General features: G+C 67.6%; 23 protein-coding genes. 3 read left to right on the top strand and 20 right to left on the bottom strand.

What is annotated here, in order from left to right; translation table 11 throughout:
• The 11 genes from ACFC3J_RS17455 to ACFC3J_RS17405 all read right to left on the bottom strand — a co-directional run.
• A partial coding sequence (locus tag ACFC3J_RS17455) for a superoxide dismutase family protein (RefSeq protein WP_375197375.1) occupies positions 1-466 on the bottom strand: 466 nt, incomplete at its 3' end.
• A gap of 226 nt (positions 467-692) precedes the next feature.
• Positions 693-1769: an OmpA family protein gene (locus ACFC3J_RS17450; RefSeq protein WP_375197373.1), complete on the bottom strand. Its 1077-nt coding sequence runs from the start codon at positions 1767-1769 to the stop codon at positions 693-695.
• Between the two features lie 179 nt (positions 1770-1948).
• Positions 1949-2452 (bottom strand): DUF2793 domain-containing protein, encoded by a 504-nt coding sequence (locus ACFC3J_RS17445; RefSeq protein ID WP_375197372.1) that lies wholly within the window; start codon positions 2450-2452, stop codon positions 1949-1951.
• Between the two features lie 40 nt (positions 2453-2492).
• Entirely contained in the window at positions 2493-4694 is a 2202-nt protein-coding gene (locus ACFC3J_RS17440; protein WP_375197371.1) for a phage tail protein, read from the bottom strand.
• Between the two features lie 8 nt (positions 4695-4702).
• Positions 4703-5071 (bottom strand): peptidoglycan endopeptidase, encoded by a 369-nt coding sequence (locus ACFC3J_RS17435; protein ID WP_375197370.1) that lies wholly within the window; start codon positions 5069-5071, stop codon positions 4703-4705.
• Positions 5068-5886, bottom strand: a complete 819-nt coding sequence (locus ACFC3J_RS17430) for a DUF2163 domain-containing protein (protein ID WP_375197369.1) — start codon at positions 5884-5886, stop codon at positions 5068-5070. The genes ACFC3J_RS17435 and ACFC3J_RS17430 overlap by 4 nt, the downstream gene beginning before the upstream one ends.
• The gene (locus tag ACFC3J_RS17425; RefSeq protein ID WP_375197368.1) at positions 5883-8207 is read right to left on the bottom strand and encodes a DUF2460 domain-containing protein; all 2325 of its coding nucleotides are present in this window, start codon (positions 8205-8207) and stop codon (positions 5883-5885) included. Before ACFC3J_RS17425 ends, ACFC3J_RS17430 begins: the two co-directional genes overlap by 4 nt.
• The gene (locus tag ACFC3J_RS17420; protein ID WP_375197367.1) at positions 8204-8749 is read right to left on the bottom strand and encodes a tail tape measure protein; all 546 of its coding nucleotides are present in this window, start codon (positions 8747-8749) and stop codon (positions 8204-8206) included. The genes ACFC3J_RS17425 and ACFC3J_RS17420 overlap by 4 nt, the downstream gene beginning before the upstream one ends.
• Before the next feature lie 36 nt (positions 8750-8785).
• Positions 8786-8980 (bottom strand): phage tail assembly chaperone, encoded by a 195-nt coding sequence (locus ACFC3J_RS17415; RefSeq protein WP_375197366.1) that lies wholly within the window; start codon positions 8978-8980, stop codon positions 8786-8788.
• Entirely contained in the window at positions 8977-9300 is a 324-nt protein-coding gene (locus tag ACFC3J_RS17410) for a gene transfer agent family protein (protein WP_375197365.1), read from the bottom strand. Before ACFC3J_RS17410 ends, ACFC3J_RS17415 begins: the two co-directional genes overlap by 4 nt.
• On the bottom strand, positions 9297-9704 hold the full coding sequence (locus tag ACFC3J_RS17405; protein ID WP_375197364.1) for a phage major tail protein, TP901-1 family: 408 nt from the start codon (positions 9702-9704) through the stop codon (positions 9297-9299). Before ACFC3J_RS17405 ends, ACFC3J_RS17410 begins: the two co-directional genes overlap by 4 nt.
• Positions 9705-9761: 57 nt before the next feature.
• Between ACFC3J_RS17405 and ACFC3J_RS17400 the strand changes: the two genes are divergently transcribed.
• Positions 9762-10088, top strand: a complete 327-nt coding sequence (locus tag ACFC3J_RS17400; protein WP_375197363.1) for a hypothetical protein — start codon at positions 9762-9764, stop codon at positions 10086-10088.
• 3 nt (positions 10089-10091) lie between these two features.
• On the opposite strand, the gene ACFC3J_RS17395 is transcribed toward ACFC3J_RS17400, so the two are convergent.
• The 9 genes from ACFC3J_RS17395 to ACFC3J_RS17355 form a co-directional block, all read right to left on the bottom strand.
• Positions 10092-10487: a DUF3168 domain-containing protein gene (locus ACFC3J_RS17395; RefSeq protein ID WP_375197362.1), complete on the bottom strand. Its 396-nt coding sequence runs from the start codon at positions 10485-10487 to the stop codon at positions 10092-10094.
• Positions 10484-10708 carry a hypothetical protein gene (locus ACFC3J_RS17390; RefSeq protein WP_375197361.1) on the bottom strand — a complete coding sequence of 75 codons (225 nt, stop codon included), beginning with the start codon at positions 10706-10708 and terminating at the stop codon, positions 10484-10486. The genes ACFC3J_RS17395 and ACFC3J_RS17390 overlap by 4 nt, the downstream gene beginning before the upstream one ends.
• On the bottom strand, positions 10675-11160 hold the full coding sequence (locus ACFC3J_RS17385; RefSeq protein ID WP_375197360.1) for a phage head-tail connector protein: 486 nt from the start codon (positions 11158-11160) through the stop codon (positions 10675-10677). The genes ACFC3J_RS17390 and ACFC3J_RS17385 overlap by 34 nt, the downstream gene beginning before the upstream one ends.
• A gap of 123 nt (positions 11161-11283) precedes the next feature.
• Positions 11284-12396 carry a phage major capsid protein gene (locus ACFC3J_RS17380; protein WP_375197359.1) on the bottom strand — a complete coding sequence of 371 codons (1113 nt, stop codon included), beginning with the start codon at positions 12394-12396 and terminating at the stop codon, positions 11284-11286.
• 125 nt (positions 12397-12521) lie between these two features.
• Positions 12522-12917, bottom strand: coding sequence for an HK97 family phage prohead protease (locus ACFC3J_RS17375; protein WP_375197358.1), 396 nt, complete (start codon positions 12915-12917; stop codon positions 12522-12524).
• On the bottom strand, positions 12914-13234 hold the full coding sequence (locus ACFC3J_RS17370; protein ID WP_375197357.1) for a DUF6127 family protein: 321 nt from the start codon (positions 13232-13234) through the stop codon (positions 12914-12916). Before ACFC3J_RS17370 ends, ACFC3J_RS17375 begins: the two co-directional genes overlap by 4 nt.
• The gene (locus tag ACFC3J_RS17365) at positions 13224-14384 is read right to left on the bottom strand and encodes a phage portal protein (protein ID WP_375197356.1); all 1161 of its coding nucleotides are present in this window, start codon (positions 14382-14384) and stop codon (positions 13224-13226) included. Before ACFC3J_RS17365 ends, ACFC3J_RS17370 begins: the two co-directional genes overlap by 11 nt.
• Positions 14385-14464: 80 nt before the next feature.
• A complete protein-coding gene (locus tag ACFC3J_RS17360) occupies positions 14465-14803 on the bottom strand; it encodes a hypothetical protein (RefSeq protein ID WP_375197355.1) in 339 nt (112 codons plus the stop codon).
• A gap of 73 nt (positions 14804-14876) precedes the next feature.
• A complete protein-coding gene (locus ACFC3J_RS17355) occupies positions 14877-16196 on the bottom strand; it encodes a DNA-packaging protein (RefSeq protein WP_375197374.1) in 1320 nt (439 codons plus the stop codon).
• 78 nt (positions 16197-16274) lie between these two features.
• Here ACFC3J_RS17355 and ACFC3J_RS17350 point away from each other — a divergent pair, with 78 nt between their 5' ends.
• Positions 16275-16712 (top strand): acetyltransferase, encoded by a 438-nt coding sequence (locus tag ACFC3J_RS17350; RefSeq protein WP_375197354.1) that lies wholly within the window; start codon positions 16275-16277, stop codon positions 16710-16712.
• Between the two features lie 295 nt (positions 16713-17007).
• Positions 17008-17258 (top strand): transposase (locus tag ACFC3J_RS17345; RefSeq protein WP_375197353.1); only part of this gene is annotated, 251 nt, incomplete at its 3' end.

Genomic DNA, 17258 nt, shown 5'->3' with positions numbered 1-17258 from the left:
CGTGAATCACGATCGCGGCACCGTCAGGATCGAGCAGCGGCGTCGCACCGCCGCTGATGGTTCCGCCCTTGACCACATATTCCATTTCGCCTGAACCATCGGCCCCTGCAACAAGGTTCGGCATATCGCCCATATGCATGCCGTCGGGATTATCCTTGCCATGCTTGTGGCCTGTAGGGTTCCAATGCCCGCCCGCACTCGTGAAGTCTGGCGGCGTGCAAGTGCCGGTCGTATGGATATGGACCGCGTGCATCCCAGGCGTCAGGCCCCGTGCCCGCACAAGGACATGCAACCCGTCGGCGGCTTGCGTGACCATTGCCTCACCGTGCGCCGCCCCATCGCCCCCAAGCAGTTTCGCATGGGCGGTGGGCGCGCTGGCCGGCGCAGCGCTTCCCGTTGTCGACGGCGCAGCCGCACATGCTGAAGACGTCAAAATCAGCGACGTGGCGATTGCGATTTGTTTCATCATGGCGGGAAACTCCCAAAGGAACAGCTGAACCGCCAACGCGGCATGACAGCTTTTGTTGCCGATCCGAGCCGGATTGTCACCCGATTTCGGCCATTTAGCTTTGCCCGAAAGATAACTGGAGCCATTCGCAGCCACACCGGGACCAAATCAACGCATAGAAAAAGGGGCAGGTCTTTCGACCTGCCCCTCGCTCCTTTCCATCCCGAAGGAGGAAAATCAGCTCTTACTGACCCGAACCCGGACCGTAGGTGATTTCCACGCGACGGTTCTGCAGTTCGCGCACGCCGTCGGCGGTTTCGACACGCGGGTTCGATTCACCGAACGCCTGGGTCGTCATCACGCCATCGGGGATGCCCTTCGAGGCCATGTAGGCCTTGACGGCATCGGCGCGACGCTGGGACAGGCCAACGTTGTACGAGGCCGAACCCGAACGGTCCGCATAGCCCGCCAGCATGACCTGGGCGCTGCCGCAGTTGCTGTAGGCCGAAACCGCGTTGTCCAGAATGGTGGCGGCGTCAGGCGTGATGTCCGACTTGTCCCATTCGAAGAAGACGATGTACGGCCCAGGGCTGCACTCTGCCACCGGCGGCGGAGGCGGCGGGGGCGGAGGCGGCGGGGGCGGCGGCGGGGGCGGCGGAGGCGGCGGCGGAGCAGCCGGCTCACCGAAGTTGTAGGTCAGACCCATGAGCAGGCTGTGAGTGCGCAGCTTGGTGTCAACCGACGAACCGGCGGGGCCACCAATGGTGGTGTAAGCCGGAACCAGCTTGATATCGTCCTGATTGAAGAAGCGATACTTCAGCGAGACGTCGACATGGTTGGTCAGCGGATAGCGAACGCCCGCGATCGCCTGCCAGGCGAAACCGGTGTCGGAATCGTTGACGAGGTCGTTGGCGAGCTTGCCGCGCGACACGCCGACGCCGCCGCCGACGAAGCCCTGCAGGCCATCATCGGGACCGAAGTCCAGCATACCGTTCAGCATGAACGACAGGGCCGAAGCCGCACCGCCGAAGCCGCTCTTGTCGAGGTCGACCTTGGCGCGCTTGTAACCGGCTTCCGCTTCCAGACGGAAACCGCCGAAGTCGTAACCGATCACGGCGTCGCCGTCCCAGCCCTTGTGGTAGTCCACGCCAGCAACGGTGTTGCTGACGGCGCCGGCGTTACCGGGGGTGAAGGTGATGTCCTGATCTTCGACGAGAACAACGCCAGAGTCGATACCGACATACCAGCTGTTGTCACGCGCCAAGGCCGGGGTGGCCAGGGCGCTGGTCGCAAGCACAGCCGCGAGGGCAAGCTTCCGCATCTGAATTCCCCTTTCAATAGTGTCACGAAGGACTGCTGAAACCATGTATCGGCTAGAAAGTTTCATGGCAAGTCCACAATTGGCAAAACTGTTGCAAAAATAACGCAGTTAACCTTGTTGCCTCCCCACTTCAGGCTATTTTGAGGGGGCGTTTTCGTAAAAGCCGCCGGGAACGCAAGTCATGAGCCGATCAGGCCATGTGTCCGTAGCGCAGATAAGAGGGAGGCAATCGCCGATCGCGCTTCTGTGTCGACGGTCGTGCCGCCCGACGGGTCACTGATGGCGGCTCCCTGCACGGCCACGACGCGCCTGCCGCCGATATACAATCCATCCTCCCGCACGGCTTCATCCTGCCAGCCGGACCCGTCATATTTCATGACGTGGCCTCGATCGGCGACCGCAATCGCAAGCCCCGCCCGCGGAGCGGCAAAACGCCATCCGCCCGCCGTCCAGCAGGCCAGCGCCCCATCCTGCCCTTCCCAGTCTCCCGTCGCTCCAGGCGCCACGATCCAACAGCAGCCGATGGCAGGCGACGCTGGCGGCCCGGCTGCATCTGCGCTCTCCGCGGCGCCGTGCAACAGCATGTCGATGCGCGAAAGCGCTTCGTTATGGAAAAGCTCCTTATGCGCCTGCCCCGCAAAAAGCTGCGGCAGCGCCCAACGGAAAGTCGCATCCATCGTCATGATTCGGTTATCCTTTTTCTTCCGAAAGAGAAGCTTGCCGTCAGGCTGGCAGGAGGACGCGCACCGGGCGTCCAAGCGCATGGGAACCGGCCTGCCGGATTTCGACGGACCGTTCCCCGGTCCCGCCCTCATCCGCCGCCAGCATCGCCGCATCATAAGTCCAGACGGGCTGGTGGATGACCGACCGCCGCACGATTTCGGTTCCTGCCAGCACCCGCAGCTCATAAGCTTCGCGATCTTCGCCGATAGGGACGTCAGCGCCGCTGACCCAGCGCCATCCATTGCGGCTGCGCCGGGTCCAGCCGATCGTCCAGCCGCCCGCGCCGTCCGCATCCACCCGCACGTGCACGGGCGCAGGCGGCGTCATCGCCTCGCCGCTGATCGTCAGCGTCGCCTCCGCCTGTTCGCTGTCCCCGACGCCGATGGCCGCCATCCGCAGGCTGCCATCGATTTCCAGCCCGCTGCCCTGACCCGTCAACGGTTCCACCAGCCGATCCTCCTCCAGCAACAGGAAGGGTTCGCCCGGAGCATGGGACATCATGGCCCATTCCGTCCCGAACAGACCACGCCGCAGGCCTTCGAGCCGAAAGCTTGCTTCACCCGTCTGCACGGCACGGCTGAACTGGACCAGCTCGCGCCCGACCAGACAAAGGTTGCGCCCCTGCGCCAGAGCCGCCTCATCAGCTCCGCCCAATTCCATGTCGGCGGCCAGCAAAGTGACCTGGAAGGCATGGATGTCATCGATCAAGATCGCGCTCCCGGCCGGCAGGGCCGTATCCGCATGCCCCATGACCGCCCGCGGCGCCGTTCGCCCGGCCGGAATCGCCTCCCCTGTCGCGCTCATGCGAAACAACGCTGCACCGCGCCATCCTTCCCCGCCGCTCGCGGCCGCCACGATCAGCGGCGCGCTCGCCGCTGCATCACCCATGGACGGCAGATCGGCCAGCATCAGCATCGTCGCCCCGTGCGGCACATCCGCCTCACGAACGATCGCGCCGGAAGCAGCACCCGCCGGCATCGCGCCGCCCTCGCCCGGCACCCGCCTCAGGCTGAGCCGCACAGCCATCGCCTCCCACTCCCGCTCCTCGATACGCCACAAACCGGGCGCGCCCTCGACCGTCACCACGTCGCCCGGCTCATGGCGCAGCGCATCCCAACCGCAACGCAGGCTCATGGCCGATCGCCCCGTCCAGAGGCTCCTCAACTTCCGCGCGGCCATCGCGCGCGCCTTGTCGCCCGACAGCACGAGCGGCAGGTCCATCCCCTGCTCCATCCGTCCAGCCCCAGGCCTGCTCACGCGCTGCACTCCCGCCTGATAGTCCCGCAGCGGATCATAGTAGCGAACCGACAGCGCCACCGGCACGGCATCAGCAGCACCGCCCGACTGCTCGACGGCGTCCATGGTCTGACCGTTGACCGACCGGCAGAACATTGCCGAACCGACTTGCGCGCCAGCCACCGGCGCAGCAGCCTGCCATCGCAAACCATGCTCTCCCGCGACGAAGGCCAGATCGCAGGCCTCCGCCAGCGGCGCCAGCGCCTCGGCTATGTCCGCGCCACCCGCCGCCATGCCACCGACGCTCCCCAGGGCATCTCCCGTCAGCAAACCATCGCTCAAAAAGGCAGCCAGTTGGCTGACGGCAACCGATCCTTCGTCCGCCTCCACCTCGAAGGTCAGTGAGGGAATGCGGTTGCCATAGTCCGCCAGTGCCAGATCCTCGAACAGCACATAGGCGATGCCGCGATGCGCGGGCGTCAGATCGATCCCTTCGGCCGCCGCGATCAGCGGGTCAGCCATCTGATCCTCGCTGCCTTTGTGCAGTCGGAACGCCCCCAGCTCGGTCTTCCAGTCTCCCGCGCTCCCCCGCAACAGATTGCCGTCCGCCCAGATCCGCCGCACATTCCGGATCGCCCGCGCCGACAGCGCCACCGCGAAACTTGCCGAATAGCTGTAGGTGGTGACGCTTGGCCGCCCCTTGCCGCCGCCGCTCCTGTTCTTCGTCTCCTTCAGGTCCGTTGCCCAGATCACCGTCCCCGCCACACGCAGGGTCCCGAACAGCCTGGGCAGCTGCGAACCATAGGTGGAGGTCTGCACCTGCATGTCGGTCAACCGACGCCCCTCCACGCCCCTGGGCTTGAAAAGCACCGCATGATCGAAGGCATTGCCGATCAGCCCGCCAATGGCACCACCCAGCGGCCCGCCAATGGCCGTGCCAAGGGCGGTCAACACAATCGTCGCCATGATATCTCCTATGTTGCCCGCCAGTGCCCCAGCACCGGCCATGGGGACGCTCCCGGCATCTCCACCACGCGCCTCAGCCCGGCATGGGCATGCACATGCCCGCCCGGCACCACGATCATCAGATGCAATTGCAACGGCCCAGGCCGCACCAGCGCAAGGTCGCCCGGACGCGGTTCCTCCACAGCGCGCAAGCCGGCCGCAGCCAGCCAGTTTCTCGCGCGTCGCTCCTCACCCGACCGCAACCCATAGCCCGACGGCGCCGCCCGCCCCAGAGCCAGCGCCGCCAGCCCCACGCAGTCCAGCCCCCGCCGGTCCCGCCCGTGCAGCCGGAAGGGCACGCCCACCAGCGTCCGCGCCGCCGCGACGACGTCGCTCACGCCGCCCCCGGATAGCGGGTCAGCAGATCCATGCCCGGCAGATAAGGCTCTCCGCGAAAATTGACGGCATTGCTGAACCGCCCGGCGCAGGTTGCCAGCTGCCGGTCGCACCCCTCGGTCAGCAGCGCCAGTGCTCCCGCCTCCACGGCAAAGGGCGGCGGATCGGCCAAGGTCACCCCGTCCGCGCCATTATCGATCACCGCCTGCACGATCCCACAATTGGCCCCGCTGAGCCAGCGCAACGTCCCGAAGGCATAGACCCCCGCCTCCAGCCCCGAAACGCCGACCACCACATCCTCGACCGCGTCGACCGCCACCACCCGCCGCCGCCCGGCAAGGTCGACCCGGCATTGCCGGTCCCCCAGCGCCGCCCGGCAATTCGGCGAGGTCGAAGGCGCGACCGGCGCCTTGAGCGCCGCCATCGCCCCCACCAGTTCGGCCGCGAACGCCCCCGCTTTGCGCGTTACCGACCCGATCTCGCCCCGCGCCAGCAGCAGCCAAAGCTCGCCCGGCGCCTCCCACTGGGTCAGCCGCAGTTCCAGCGCCGCGCCATCCCAGCGCCCCGCCATCAGATCGACCTCGCTGATCGCATCCGCCACCAGCGCGCCCTCCACATCGGCGTCGCTGCCTTCGGCGCTGATCCCGCTCCGCACCGCCGAGGGCGTCATTCCCGGCGCAGCGCGATAAAGCACATGGCCGATCTGCAGATCGCGATCATGGCTGGACAGCCCGATCGTCACGCCGTCCCGCCGCTCCACCCGCCAACAGAAAGTCAGCGTCGAAAGCGGCTGGGCCAGGCTCTCCAGCCCGCTCATTCCCGTATCTCCACCAGCGGCACGGAAGGCGCTTCCCCCGCAGCGAAGGTGGCGCGGTGTATATCCAGCCGATCCTCGGCAAAACGCACCGGCACATCGAACCGATAGCCCGCCGTCAGCACCGCGCCCGAAGCAGGCGCCTCATCAAAGGCGATGACGCCCATCCCGGCATGGCTCCAGCCGCTCGTCATCTCGATCCCGTCCTTGGCCACCCGGATGGTCCCCGCCACGGGCCGCGTGATCCGACGCACCTGCGCCTCCTCGCCCGGGCCGTAAAAGCGCTGCAAGGCAAACTCCGCCTTCACTCCATCGCCCATGCCCAGACGCTGATCGAGCGGTCCCGGCGCCTCACCCGGCGCGCAGCTGCGATCATCATAGGGATCGGCAAAGCGAAACCCCCGCGCCGCCCCTCGCCTTGCTCGAAAGAAAGCGATCAGCGTCGCGATATCCGCCTCCGACCGGACACCCGGTCCCGCATCGAAGTACAGCCGCGCATCCGCCCAGTCGCTGCTCCGCCGTTCATGGCCGGAAGGCGCCTCGACGATCTGCGTCGAAAAGGCGGGCGCCAGACTTGCCTCCCTTCCGATGCTCAGCGGGAAAACCACGTCATCAAAGGCCTGCACTTCATCCTCCCCATCCAGTCTGAAACAGGTAAAGCCGTCCCGAGCCACCTGCGGCAGCGCCCAGACAAAGGTCGCCGCCGCTCCCCGCTTCACCGCCGCGTCCGCCGCCGCTGCAATCTCCCGCCATTGCACGGCGTCCCCGGCGCGCAGCACGAAGCCCGAAAAATAATGCTGCTCGCTGACGGGATAGCCCAGCCGCTCGGTCGCCAGTTCGATCCCCCGCGCCGTCAGCCGCTTGCGCCCCTCCGTCACCCAGTCATAATCTTCCAGCTGCAACAGGTCGAAGGCAGGCGAAGCCCAGCCCAAGGGCATGTTCGCCCGCTTCGCTTCGGGCGCAAGCGGATCGAGCACGGTCGGCAGATAGGCCAGCAGATGCGTCACCGCCCCCGGCGCCACCCCCTTCACCCAGCCGCACAAGGCCGACGTCGACGCCGCCAGCACGGCGCCCGCCTGATCCAGCAACGCCTTCTGCGCCCCGCCCAAGACCCCGCGCACGTCGGGGATCGACACCGGACTCCCGCCAAAGGCCGCCCGCGCCGCGTCGTCATACAGGCAGATGCGCCCATCGGGCATCACCCACCACCAGGGTTCCCCGACCTGAAAGCCGATCGCCAGTCCCGCCGCCAGACCAATGGAAACAAAAGCCCCCGCCACCAGCCGCAAATAGCTCATCGCCCCATCATGCGCGGGCGAGAGCAGGGTCGACGGCGGCGACCAGCCGGTCAGCGCCGGATCGCCATTTTCCGCCCGCTGCTTCCAGTCGTTCCAGCAATGGGCGTCGAACAGCTCATAGGACAGCGACCAGATCACCCCCAGTCCCAGCGCCTTCGCCCTCGCCGCGAAATCCGCATGCCAGACCGCGCAGGGCGCATTCAGCACCCCGCCCGCCAGACTGACGTAAAAGCCGCCGCCCAGCGGTTCGAGCCGGAAATAATGGCTCATCCCGACATAATGGTTGATGGCCCCGCGATAGCCCAGCGCATGGATCGACGCGACGATCCGCTCCGGCGTCTGGTTGAAACAGTCGTCATAGCCGGTCGCCATGGACAGCCCATGTTCGGGCACCATCACATCGCCCACGGCAAGCACGGACCCCGCCCCGTCGCAGCTTATGCCGGACAGTTCGCACCACCCCTCGACCCCCTGGGCAAAGGGCGTGTTCGCCGCATCATAATCCGGCGCGGCGAGCGAAATGAACACCCGGTCGACGTCCCCCGTCCAGACCGTCTCGCCCTCGCTCAACAGGAAGCCGCTTTTGACGGCGGAAAAATCGAGCATGACCTCCGCATCTTCCGGATCGCCGCTCGCATAGTTCCACAGGCGCACATACCAGCTGCGCGGCGCACCCGACGCATCCCGCCCCTCGATGGTCAGCGTCGGCCCATGCGTCTGGTCCAGCCGCCGCAGACCCGCGCTCCGCCAGCGAAAGCGCAATACGCATGCCCGGAAATCGCGCGCCGTCTCATAGGCGAGCAGAGGATGGCTCCACTTGTCCTCCGCTTCCCAGATCAGCCCCGCCAGATCGCCAGATCCATAGAAAACGGCATCCACCCGCAGCGCATCAGGCGCGCTGGTCACCACGCTCGCCATCATCGGCCGCGGGAAATTGACGGTCCAGTGCGTGGGCGCGAAGCGCTTCATGAAGCGCCCCTCCTGCCCCCGCCGCGCATCCGCCAGCCAATAACCCAGACTGCTCATCCGCCGATCGCTCCCTTGACCGCCCGCGCCACCTGCCGCGCACTGCGCGCCAGCAAGCGGGCATTGTCCTGTCCGCCTCGACCCTGCACGGCGATGCTCACCCGCACGTCCCGCCCGCCGCCGCCGTTCGCCACGACCTGCCCGCTTGCAGTCGGCACAAAGACCTCCGGCCCACGCTCGCCCACGACATAGGCGCGTCCCGGCGCCACCGGCCCGCCTGTCGCCCGCCCCGGCAATCCCAGCGCAGATGCCGCCAGGCCGATCAGCCCGGCGCCATCTCCACCCAGGCTGGAAATGCCCGCCCGCAAGGCGCTCGCCGCAATGTCGTCCAGCGTCCGCAACGCGATGGTCCGCAGTTCCTCGAACCCGAACTGCCCGGTGCGCACGGCGCGCAGCAGCCCCTGCTCGATCCGCCGCCCCGCCCGCTCGGCCCCGCTCGCCAGCGGCCCTTCCAGATCCCCGCGCATGGTCTCGACGTCCCGCGCAAAGCCCTGCGTATCCGCCCGCACCCGCACGACCAGATTATCGATTTCTTCGTCCATCCCACCCTCCCGGCAGCTCCGTCAAAGCATCCATGCTCAATCCGGCATCGCCTCCCGCAGCCGCTCCAGTTCCGTCCGATCCATCCCCACTTCCGGCTCCTCCTCACCGCGAGCCGCCCGCAACACGCCCTCCAGCTCCACCGGCGTCGAGCGCCAGAATTCATCCGGCCGCCATCCAAGCAGCCATCCCGCGACCCCCGCCAGCCGCGCCGCCGTTTTGAAAAAGCTCATCGCCCCGCCAATATCTGTCTGAGTATCCCGCGCAGCACCGGCGACAGCTTCGCCAGTCCCGCAGCCACGATCGCCTCGCCCAGCGCCTCCCGCGTCAGCCCGCCGGGCGGATCAACCAGACAATGCCAGAACAGCCCCGCCATCTCGGACAGCGACAGCCGGCCTTCAGCCGCCCGCTCCACCAGCGCGAACAGCGGCCCCAACTCCGATTCCGCCGCCACCAGCGCCGCAAAACTCGGCCGCAGGGTGAAAGTCTCGCCCCCCAGTTCCAACGCTGCCTCGCCCCTTGCGCCGTTGGGCGCCTGACCGGCCCCGCTCACAGCGACACCACCGGACCGGAACTTTCCAGGCTGAGCGCATAGTTGCGCTCGCCATTATAATCCCCGGCATAGTCCAGCCGCGTCACCAGAAAGCGCCCGCGCATCCGCTCGCCGCTCTCGAAGCTCAGCTCATAATCCTCGATGGTTCCTGCCAGCGCATGGTTGCGCAGCCGCACCTCCGCCGCCGATCCGGTGAAGATGCCCGCCGCCGACACGCTGACCGAACGCACGCCGGCGCCCGAAAGCAGCTCGCGCCAACCGCCGCTGTCCTTGCTGGTGACGTTGACCGCCTCGCCGTTGACGGACAGTTGCGTCGTGCGCATCCCCGCCACCGTCGCATAGGCCGCCGGCGCGCCGCCATTGCCTATTTTCAACAGAAACGCGCTTCCTTTTTCCACGCCCATGGAGCATTCTCCTCTAAGATAAACCGTGCAAGAATCGGGATATGGAGAGGTCTCAAGATGCTTGTCGCAGCCCCCCTCATGATGTTGATGCTGGCCGCTGCCCCACAGGGCGGCGACGCCGTCGGCGCAGGCCGGAAAGCCTATTCTGATTGCCTGTCGAAACAGATCCAGCCTGCGCTGGACAGGAAGCTGTCGCTTGGCGACTTCCAGTCCGCGCTGAAGGACAAGTGCGGCGACAAGGAGACCGCCTTCCGCGCCGCCATCGTCGCGGACGACAAGTCGAGCGGCATGTCCGAAAAGGATGCCCAGTCAGACGCGGACGAGCAGATCAGCGAATATAAGGACAAGATCGTCAGCGAGTTCGAAGATTATTCGAAGAGCTGATCCTCAGACGCGCACCACGCGCAGCCGATAGTCGGCCAGCGCCTGCCACCCATCGCGCGCGCCCGTCCGCGACAGACGCGACCGCACCAGCCGCGCATGGACGACCCGCCAGCCCTCCGTGACCTCCATCGTCCGCAACAGCGGATCGACCCGCGCCAGCAGCCCCGCCAGCCGCCCCGGCCCTTCGCCCGCATCGAACAGGCTGACCGTCACCGTGAGTTCGCGCCCATCGACATCCTTCGCGCCCCAATCGGTGGCTACGCATTCGCCAACCACGCCATAGGGCGCGCTGGCCCGCGCGGGCGCCCCATCGAACAGGCCGTTCAGCCCCGCCATCAAGACCGCATCGCCGCGCAAGGCATCGATCACCGCACCCCGAACCGCCACTTCCGCGCTCATAATCGCCCCCTTCCCGCTTCCCGCAACCGCAGATCCGTCATCCAGCGCCGCATCAGCCCCACGCCCGACAGGCGCACGCCTTCACCCTCGACCGTCGCATCCTGAACCCCGGCCGCCCGCGCCGCCTCGGCGATCGCCCGCCGCCGCCGCTCGACCCGCGCTTCGAACAACGCCTCCAGCGCCGCCTTCACGCCAGCCGCATCCGCCGAAAGGGTCGCCACAAGGCGCTCACCACCGCGGGCGGCGTCGCTACCTCCCCATCGCGCGCCACGAAATGCTCGGCCGCCAGCCGGACGATCCCCTGCCGGATCGCGTCGGGCACGCCATCCAGATCCGCCGCCATGCCCGCCTGATAGCGCACCGTTATCTTGCCCGGCCCATCCACCAGCCGCGCCCGCACCCATCCGTCCCCGGACGCGTCGATATCGACCGCATAGGCCCCCGGCGCCAAAGCCGTCCCCGCCACCTCCACGGCGGAGATGGCGATCACCGGCCGCGCCGTCAGCCTTTGCCAGCTCCCGTCCGCCACGACCGCCTCGGTCGCCTCGCGCACCACCAGCCATTGCCCGATAAACTGCTCGCAAAGCCCGGTCGCACTGCCGATCAGCCGCTCCAGCAATCCATCCTCATCATCCGACCCGATCCGCAACCATGATTTGAGATCCGACAGCACCAGCCACCCTCCCAAAGAAAAGGGGGCGCCCGAAGGACGCCCCCGCCTTCCTTCTCCCCTTGCGGGAGAAGGATACGCAGCCTTGGCGGCAAAGCCGCCCAGGCGAAGTTGCATGAGGGATGATCAGGAAGCCGCAAACTTCATCAGCTTGATCGCCTCAGAATTCGCGACGGCGCCGCCGATCCGCTTCACCGCATAGAAATGCACGAACGGCTTGTTGCTGAACGGATCACGCAGGATGCTGGTCTCGCTGCGTTCGGAGATGACATAGCCCGCCTGGAAATTGCCGAACGCGATGGACAGCGATCCAGCGGCGATATCGGGCATATCCTCCGCCTCGACGACCGGATAGCCAAGCAGCGTCGCAGGCTGCCCCGCCACCATCGAGGGCTGCCAGAGAAACTGCCCATCCCCCGTCTTCATCTTGCGGATCACGGCCAAAGTCGCCGAGTTCATCACGAAACAGGCCCCCTGACGATAGGGCGCCCGCAGCGACTGCACCAGATCGATCAGCTTGTCCTGCCCCGTCGCCGCAAACGCACCCGATGCGCCCGAAGCCACATATTGCAGCGAACCGAACGCGCGAACGCCGTCCGCCTCATTGGTCGCGGCATAGGTCAGGAAGCCCTTGGGCTTGTTCGTCCCGTTGCCGTTGACGAAGGCCGCGCCCTCGGCCGCCGCAAATTCGCGGGCGATCTCCCCCGCCAGCCAGCTTTCGACGTCGAACTGCGCATCGTCCAGCATCGCCTGAGATGCCGCCGGATTGGCGTAAAGCTCGCCCGACGGCGGCACGATCTCGTTGAAGACAGGCGTCGCCGTCTCGGTCCGGGCGCCCGTCTCGCTGGCCCAGCCGGAAACGATGCCGCCCGACGTCACCAGCTTGCGATACCCCGCCGATCCGGTGCGCACGACATGGGCGATGGACCGGATCGGCGAAATGCTCTTGAGCGTCGCATCGATGATCTGATCGATCTCCCGCGGCACCGCATAGCCGCCCGCCGCGCCGGACGCGCCCGAAAAGCTCTTCAGCTCGACGCCGGCCTCCAGCCCCTGCCGCACATAGCGCTCGACAAAGGCGGACCGGCGCGGATCGACCGCCCCGCCCTTCACCCCGTCCAGCACCGGCCTCTGCGCGCTGAGCAAAACCCCCTTCAGCGCGGCAACCTCATTCTCCAGCCCGGCGATGCGCTCACCCTGCACCACCGCATCAAAGCTCGCTTCCAACTGGTCCGTCATAGCCACTCCCACAAAAAAGGCGGCCCCAATGGACCGCCCGAAAACCTCCTTCTTCCCATCTGAAAGAAGGATATAAGCCTTGCCAGATTGCTGGCCAGGCGAAGTTGGACGAGGGCGACCTGCGCCTATCCCACCGCAATCACCCGCGCCATATCCTGCATCGGATGCGTGACGACGCTCACCTCCACCACCTCAAGATCGATCAGTTCCCTTGGAGAAGCCCCTCGCGCCTCCCGCACCCGATAACCGAAGGAAAGGCCATCCACCGTTCCCTCCCGCAAGGCCCGCGCCGCCTCCCGCCCCGCCGCCGTCCGCCCGGAAACCCGCCCGATCACCCGCAGGCCATGGCGGTCCTCCTCGACCTTCTCGACGGTCCCGATCGCGTCGCCCGGCCGGTGCTGCCAGAGCAGCGGCATGCCCGCCCGCACCCCCGCAAAGGCGCCCGCCCGCACCACGTCGCCGCCGCGATCCACCCGGTCGAACACCGCCGCATAACCGGCAAAGCGCAGGTCCCCGCTCACGCCCGCACCAGCCCGAGCAGCCCCAGCTTCACCGCCATTCCGAGCAGCAGCAGCGCCATCACGATCCGGACGGCCCAGGCCATGACGGCCCCCCGCGCCGCCTTCTTCGCGTCGCGCCACGCCCCCAGCAACTCCCGCAGTTCCCGCACATCATCCTCCGCCCCCCGATCCGCCAGTCCCAGCCGCTCCAGCGCCCGCCCGGCACCCAGCTCGCTCGCCTCCTCGATCAGCGCGCGGATCATCACCATGTCGCATCCCACCGGCTGCGCCTCGGCCTGCGCCACCAGCCGCGCCAGCATTTCGCCATCATATTTCACGGCCTGAACTCCCAATCGCCTCCCCGATCCCCAGCATCGCGCGCTTCTCCTCCGCCGACAGGAAATCCGCCGCCGACACCCGCTCCCATAGCGCGCTGCGCTCCTCGGACAGTTCCGGCACGCGATCCAGATCGACGCTAAGACACAGGCCCGGCCACCAGCCCTGCAACCCCTGCGCCAGCCCGCCGCAAATCTTGCCCATCAGCGGCAGGATCGTCTGCCGCCACAGCGCCCGGTTGGCCTCGCGATAATTGGCGTAGGCATTGTCGCCGGGCAGCCCCATCAGCATCGGCGGCACGCCAAAGGCCAGCGCGATCTCCCGCGCCGCCGCCGCCTTCAGCCCCACGAAATCCATCTCCGCGGGCGTCAGGCTCATCGCCTTCCAGTCCAGCCCGCCCTCCAGCAGCATCGGCCGACCGGCATTGGCCGCTCCCGAAAAGGCGACCTCCATCTCCCGCTTCACCCGCTCGAACTGCTCCGGACTCATCACCGACCCGTCACCCGGATCATAAACCATGGCGCCCGAGGGCCGCGCCGCATTGTCCAGCAGCGCCTTGTTCCAGACCGTCGCCGCATTGTGGATCGCCACCGCGCCGGCCGCCGCACCGGCGCAGCCCAGCCCGTAATGATCGTCCAGCGGATGCAGCGCCTTCAGATGCAGGATGCCCGTTCGCCCCGCGCCGTCCTCGGGCAGCAGCCGCGTCACGCTCTCCCCCACGCGATAAAGATAGGCCGCTGGCCACCCGCGCGCGTCCGCCTCTACGCTCACCCGCTCCGGGCGCAGCGCATAAAGCTCGCTCGGGCTGCCGTCCGCGCCCGACATCAGCTGGACATAGGCATTGCCATGCAACAGCAGATGGCTCGCCAGCGCCTCGATCAGCGCCTGCCCGGACGAGCAACGCGTCACCAGCGCCTTAACCCGCGCCTGCACGTCCGGCGCCACCCCATCCGCGACCAGCGCCATCCCGCCCGCCGCTTGCGTAACCAGCCGCATGGCCCGCTGCGCCACCGGATTGCCGATGACCCCGGCCCGCAACTGCGCCTCATAGGATGCGGGCCACTCCCCCAGCGCGACCCCGCCCGAACCCCAGGCACGCGCCAGCACCGGCCGCACCGTCTGGCGCGCCGCCTTCGTTCCAAAGAATTTCATGAAAACCCCGCCCCAAAAAAACCTCCCCCAAGCGGGGGAGGATCAAAATGCCTGGAATGAATATAAAAGGGACATCGCCCTCAGGGATTGCGCTTCAACACCCGATCACAGGCATCGCCGCCCGCCTGCCCCCTTCCGATCAGATTGCCCGCCACGGCCCCTGCCGCACCGGCCAGCAAGGTTTCGCCCACGCTTCCGCCCGCGATCACGCCAGCCCCGGCGCCGCCGGCCGCGCCGATCACCGTGCCCTTGCGCGCATCCTTCTTCCGCTTGAGCAGGCAGTAGCGCACATCATCCCGATCCCTGGGCGCCGCCCGCGCCACCCGCGCCCGGTCCTTGCCCGACAGCGTCACCGCGATGGCAGGCTCGACCACCAGGGTCAGCGCCGCCAGACCCGCCGCCATTTTCGCAATCCTCATGAAGCTTCTCCTGTCGTAACCGTTGCGAAACCAACGCCCTGAAGGCCGATTTGTTTCCTCGTTACGCATCCGTTCAGAGGCCGCGGACCTGCGCCATTCCCCGCTTCCCCAGCATCAGCTCGGTCAAGGCCCAGACCAGCGCGTCGGCCCGGTCCGGCGAGCGTCCCGGCCCGACATAGCCTCCGCCCAGCATCATCCCGCACATCTGATCCTCCAGCGCCGGGAAAGCGCCGCGATGCGCGACGCGCCCGGCCTCATAGAGCGCCGCGACCGGCTCCGCCCGCGCCACCTTGCCCCGGCTGGCATGCACCAGCCGCACCGGCAGGCCGGCCTCCGCGGCGCGCAACACGCTCTCGACCATCGACCCGCCATTATTCGCCTCGGCAACGACGCGATCCGCGCCGTGCACCAGCGCGCTGGCCGCCACCGCCCGCGCCCAGCCTTCGGGCGTCGCCCCCTCCACGCTGGCGTCGGCAATCACATAGGCCCGCCCATCCTGCCCCAGCCCCGCCACGACGATGCCGCAGGCGTCGCCATGCGCGGAAGCGGGCGGATCGACCGCCACCACCACCCGCGACAGACCGGCGCCCCCGCCGCCCCGCACATGCACGACGCGGCAGCGCTCCAGTAGGTCGCGGCTCCAAAGGGCGCCCTCGACCTCCTCGATCAGCTCGCCGTCCAGCTCCTGCCGCCCCAGCCGCGTCCCGCCATAGCTGCGCTCCATCGCGGCGATGAAGCCGTCCGCCAGATGCGCCGCATTGTCCGCCGTGCGCCCCCGCGTCACCACCACGTCGCCCCGCTCCAGCAACCCCCGCACCAGCGGCACCGGCCGGGGCGTGGTCGTCGCCAGCACGCGCGGCGCCACCCCCAGCCGCATTCCCATCATCAGATTATCCCACGCCGCCTCGCCGCCCGCCCATTTGGCGATCTCATCGGCCCAGCCATGGCTGAACTGCGGCCCGCGCAGGCTTTCGGGTTCCGCCGCCCCAAACAGGGTCGCGACCGCCCCGTTGCGCCAGATCAGCTTGCGCAGGGCGGGCGAAAAGACCGGCCGGTTCCACCAGGGCGCGATGGACAGCAGCCCCGAAGCGCCCTCCACCATCACCGACCGCACTTCCCCCAGCGTCGCCCCGACCAGCGCGATCCGCGCCGAAGGGTCGCTCTCCGCAATGGAACGCACCCATTCCGCCCCGGCCCGCGTCTTGCCGAAGCCGCGCCCCGCCATCATCAGCCAGATGCGCCAGTCGCCATCGGGCGCCAGCTGCTCCGGCCGCGCCAGCCAGCCCCAGTCATGCGCCAGCGCCTCCGCCGCCGCGCCGTTCAGCCCGGCCAGCACCCGCTCCCGCTCCGCCTCCGGCATTTGCGCCAGCCGTTCGAAATCCGAATGTCCCATGCCCGCCGCCCCACCGTTCATCCCATTTGCGCGATCGCCGATTTGGGCAATCCCGCCGCTGGCCCTATATGGCCCTGCATGACTTCGATCCGCCCTGCCCGCGCCGCCGACGGCGCCCGCCTGCTCGACATCTGGCGCCGCGCCGTCGATGCGACCCATGATTTCCTTTCGCCTGAAGACCGCGCCGCGATCGACGCCGAAGTCGCATCCTTTCTCCCGCAGGTTTCCGCCTGGCTGGCCACCGATCCGGATGACGTCGCCATCGGTTTCATGATCGTGGACGGCGCCCATATGGAGGCGCTGTTCATCGATCCCGACTGGCGCGGACAGGGCGTGGGCCGACGGCTGGTCGACCATGCGCTCTCGCTTCACCCGACGCTCACCACCGACGTGAACGAACAGAATGGGCAGGCGATCGGCTTCTACGAAGCGATGCGCTTCGCCCGCACGGGCCGTTCGGATCTGGACGGCCAGGGCCGCCCCTATCCGCTGATCCACCTGCGCTACGCCGGTTGAATACTACGCCCGGCCGGATAACGCTCGCCCGGCAGGCTCAGGCGAAGCGCATGTCTCGTCTGAGGGAGAGAACCGGGCGCAGCGCAACGGAAGGATGGGTCAGGGGCGACCTAAATTGTCACCCTCCCCCTCCCACCCTGCTCCGCGCAATGGCCCGCATTGCGGCTCGTCCGGTTGCTCACGAGTAAGCTGCCCGTGCGCAATCGACCAGTTTTGGACGTTCGACTAACCTAGGCTCAGGACCCATTGATTGGCAGGCAGCGATGTGATTCAGGGCTCCGCGAGGAGACTGGGCATGAGCGACCTGTATTGGCTAACGGACGATCAGATGGCGCGTCTGTCGCCGTATTTTCCCAAGAGCCACGGCAAGCCCCGGGTGGATGACCGGCGGGTGTTGAGCGGGATCATTTTTGTCAACCGCAACGGGCTGCGCTGGCGGGATGCGCCCAGAGAATACGGGCCGCACAAGACATTGTATAACCGCTGGAAACGGTGGGGTGAGATGGGTGTATTCACCCGGATGATGGAAGGCCTGTCCGCCCAGAG

Source organism: Sphingobium sp. (assembly GCF_041987595.1).
GTDB lineage: Bacteria > Pseudomonadota > Alphaproteobacteria > Sphingomonadales > Sphingomonadaceae > Sphingobium.
The sequence above is the reverse complement of the archived record's forward strand: the minus strand, read 5'-3'. Positions and strand labels throughout refer to the sequence as shown.